Genomic DNA, 3,514 nt, shown 5'->3' with positions numbered 1-3,514 from the left:
GTCATAATTAATGACATCATTAGTCAATTATTGATTTTTGTTATTTGAAAAATAGATTAGTCAGAATTACCCAGAAAACAGGGCTTTCTAGCCACGTTTCAAGATCACATTTTACTAAATTTTTAGAGGATATTTTTGAATTTTGGACGCAATTCGACCAGTACAGCAGCGTCATTAAATACGACTTTTCACATATTGTCAACAAAAAAATCAATATATTGTGTTTTTTTTATTTTTTTACCTAAATATGCTGCTTTACAAACAAATGATGCAAATATTCCGTTCCCAAAAATCGTTTATACGTTAAAGCATTTACCATTTATTTTTTGGATAAAAATACTTCTGGAGAGCATTTAGAGCAATACGCAAAGAACTAACAAGATGTGGTAATGTTTGGTTTTCTATAACAAGATGTTGTATCGCGGCATAAAGATTATACTGTCTATAGAGGTGTTGTGCTTCTTTGATAGCCTCTTGCATGTTTGAAAACTGTTCTGTTGCAAATTTAATCCATTTTTCTTTTGCTGTCTCATCAGAAGATGAGGGCATTTTATCATAAACAGCACTTGGCAAACCTTTTGCACACGAATAGTCATTTTTCACTTCAAGATATTTTTGCGCAGCATCATATTGGTCTTGATTTATTTCGCCTTGCAAATAAAGCCGCCCGATATAGGTACCGGAAAGCGGATTTTTAGCCTCTTCTATGGTCAAACAGAAGCGTTTGGCACGCATTTCAATTGCCAATTTATCCATGGGTTCATGCGGTGTTTTTGCTCGTGAGATACGTCCATTTGGTTCTCTGATACATCCTTTAATCCGAGGACGACCGCGTTTTGCACGTTTTTTTCTTTTTGTCATATTTTTTTTCAATCAGAATGGGACGCTATCGTTAAGAGCCGTTCTATAATCTTGAGCCCCTGAAGCGATAGCATAATTTTGAGAAGTAATAGGTGAAGGGGTAGGGGATGCCGATTGATCTTTCTTTGCATCAAGCAAATACAATTCACCTTTGAATTGTGGTAAGACAATCTCTGTTGTGTAACGGTCATGCCCATTTTTATCTTGCCATTTGCGTGTCTGTAATTTGCCTTCTATGTAAACCTTTGAACCTTTGTTGAGATATTGAAGTGCAATTTTTGCTAAATGTGGATTAAAAATCACCACGGAGTGCCATTCTGTTTTCTCTACTTTTTGATGAGTATTTTTATCCGTATAGCTTTCAGAAGTTGCCATACGAAAATTGACTATTTCTGTTCCAGAAGTCATTGTTTTGCTTTCGGGGTTAGCACCTAGACGCCCGATTAACATTACTTTATTTAGCATGTTTTTTCTTACCTTAAATTTGTATTTTAATACATAGAAAATCTTAGCATGATTTTCATATTTTTTTCAATTATTTCAGTTAATTAATCACATTTTTTTAAAGCATTACTTTATAATCTTATTTGATAAACTCACTCAATAGCTGTGTTATAAAAAGGCAAGGCTTTTTTGCTTGATTTATTATTGACAATCGAACCTTTTTGTGCGATATTGGTTTTATCAAATTAAGGGGAGGCTAAATGAAACGAGAAGCGCTGCTTAGAGAGTTACGCAAAGAAGCCAGAAAAAGAGGTCTTCATTACAGTGAAGCTCCAGATGCAGGCAAAGGGTCACATTATTTGGTAACTTTTGGAGACAAAACAACTGTTATAAAATCGGGTGAATTAACGCCACTTTACGTGAAGATAATAAAAAACAATTGGGAATATGAAACTCGTATTTCATACGTTTTTAATTTTTCGTTTCAAAAACATTTTGATCATAGTGAGGAGACCTAAACATGGAATATACGTATCAAGCAAAATTTGAAACTGATCCGGATGGTGGTTTTATTGTGACTTTTCCAGATGTACCTGAAGCAATAACAGCTGGAGAAAATAGAGTAGAGGCATTAGAGAATGCTGTTGAAGCTTTAGGGTTGGCATTACGGAGCTATTCTATGCGCGGTCTGCCTTTGCCTACACCACGGCAGTACAAAGACCTTGTAGAAGTTACGGTAGATGCGTGGAATGCTCTTAAGCTCGCAGTGGTAGAAGCCTTTAATGAAGCGAATATTACAAAAACAGAATTGGCACATCGTTTGGGTAAAAAAGAAACAGAAGCAAGACGCATTCTTGACCCCAATTATCCAACTAAGCTTCAAACTTTAGAGCAAGCACTGAGTGTTCTCGGCAAGCAAGTCGTTATTACAATAAAAAACGCGGCTTAACTATCTCCTCGCCTTTGAAGACGAGAAGATAAAATCATGTTTTTAAATCTAAGCAGCTTTTACAACAGATTTTTCTAAAACCTGTTTTGCTTCTTCAATGAGTGTTTTATACTGTTTGCTTTCTTCTACCAATGTAAAGGCTTTAACAAGATGCATGTGGAGAGGGCCATAAATGTAAACAGCCTTTTTAGTTGGAGACATTTTATCCCAATCTTTTGGAAAATCAAAGCGTGTATCACGGTCATTATCAACAGATTGGCTTTTTAACTTTTTTTCACACTCGATAAAGTAACGACGAGCTTGTCTGCCTTTCTCGTTGCGTTCAACCATGGAAAGCTCTTTTGCCATATCTAAAGTGAGATGGTATTCTATTACTGTAACAGCTCTAGATTTTGCGCTTCCCAATTTTGGGAACCGCAAATCTTGTGTTTTTATGAAGTCTTTACCTTCTTCAAATGTATATTGATTAATACGATCCGTAATCCAAGTAGCGAAACGTTTTCCTATTTCCATGAATGCGTGTAACTCACGAGCATTGACCGTTTGCACAATTTCTTGTTCAATAATTTTTTCTGATATTTTAATAAGAGTGTTCATAATATTGGTTCCTTTGTTTTAAAAGTTTAAGTATCCAGGGCTAAAACAACCGAACCAATTCAGTCCTTCACATCTTTAGGTTACCCTTGGACATACATGTGAAGACCCTGGACAAAATTTCTTATGATGGGCAACAGATCTTTCGGGATACTATTGAACCGATTGGTTACAGGTGTTTTAAGCCTGCTTCGTAACCTAATGGCTTTTAAAAATTTGTCAAGTTGTTCCTGATATGAGTTAGCATCTAATCATTGTTTTTTCAGAAGCTTCTGAAAATTTTTTGATCTCTCTGTTGATCTCGTCTATAAGAGGCTCGTAATTGAGAACGCTTTTCGGAATATTCCCACCGTAAACCCAAGCTTTCACTTGCGCTTTGGTACTAAAATCCGCATTTTCTGGTGTGGTATAATACTGACCACCATCAAACTTTTCACACTCTCTTGTACCGTCTTCATATTCGTAGAGGTTGTAAAAATACTCCTCTGCTCCGTCTCCCCAAGGAACATAACCAACAGCTGTTGCAACAAACTCTTTTTGCATGGGTTGTTTACGCTTTTTTAAGAACAGGTCTTTTAATATTCTCATGTTTTTAGTCCATAATTTTACCAATTGGTCTATTTACCTAAAATTTGACCGTACAGAGCGTTTTATATTACAGATATG

General features: G+C 35.8%; 6 protein-coding genes. 2 read left to right on the top strand and 4 right to left on the bottom strand.

Features of this window, described 5'->3' with window-relative positions; genetic code table 11:
• Positions 1 to 312 precede the first annotated feature (312 nt).
• Positions 313 to 861, bottom strand: coding sequence for a hypothetical protein (locus ACFIK4_RS04060; RefSeq protein ID WP_375657558.1), 549 nt, complete (start codon positions 859 to 861; stop codon positions 313 to 315).
• Between the two features lie 12 nt (positions 862 to 873).
• The gene (gene ssb, locus ACFIK4_RS04055) at positions 874 to 1,326 is read right to left on the bottom strand and encodes a single-stranded DNA-binding protein (protein WP_375675072.1); all 453 of its coding nucleotides are present in this window, start codon (positions 1,324 to 1,326) and stop codon (positions 874 to 876) included.
• Between the two features lie 239 nt (positions 1,327 to 1,565).
• On the opposite strand from ssb, the gene ACFIK4_RS04050 reads away from it, so the two are divergent.
• Both ACFIK4_RS04050 and ACFIK4_RS04045 read left to right on the top strand, forming a co-directional pair.
• A complete protein-coding gene (locus tag ACFIK4_RS04050) occupies positions 1,566 to 1,823 on the top strand; it encodes a hypothetical protein (protein ID WP_375675070.1) in 258 nt (85 codons plus the stop codon).
• Between the two features lie 2 nt (positions 1,824 to 1,825).
• Positions 1,826 to 2,254: a type II toxin-antitoxin system HicB family antitoxin gene (locus tag ACFIK4_RS04045; RefSeq protein WP_375633209.1), complete on the top strand. Its 429-nt coding sequence runs from the start codon at positions 1,826 to 1,828 to the stop codon at positions 2,252 to 2,254.
• Between the two features lie 48 nt (positions 2,255 to 2,302).
• Here the strand turns inward: ACFIK4_RS04045 and ACFIK4_RS04040 are convergent, their stop codons facing one another.
• Positions 2,303 to 2,851 carry an antA/AntB antirepressor family protein gene (locus ACFIK4_RS04040; RefSeq protein ID WP_375633208.1) on the bottom strand — a complete coding sequence of 183 codons (549 nt, stop codon included), beginning with the start codon at positions 2,849 to 2,851 and terminating at the stop codon, positions 2,303 to 2,305.
• A gap of 237 nt (positions 2,852 to 3,088) precedes the next feature.
• On the bottom strand, positions 3,089 to 3,436 hold the full coding sequence (locus tag ACFIK4_RS04035) for a hypothetical protein (RefSeq protein WP_375675067.1): 348 nt from the start codon (positions 3,434 to 3,436) through the stop codon (positions 3,089 to 3,091).
• Between the last annotated feature and the right edge of the window lie 78 nt (positions 3,437 to 3,514).

It is taken from the genome of Bartonella sp. AP9QHHD, from assembly GCF_042195625.1.
In the GTDB taxonomy this organism is placed as follows: domain Bacteria; phylum Pseudomonadota; class Alphaproteobacteria; order Rhizobiales; family Rhizobiaceae; genus Bartonella.
Note: the sequence above shows the minus strand (reverse complement) of the source record. Positions and strands in the feature narration are given on the sequence as shown.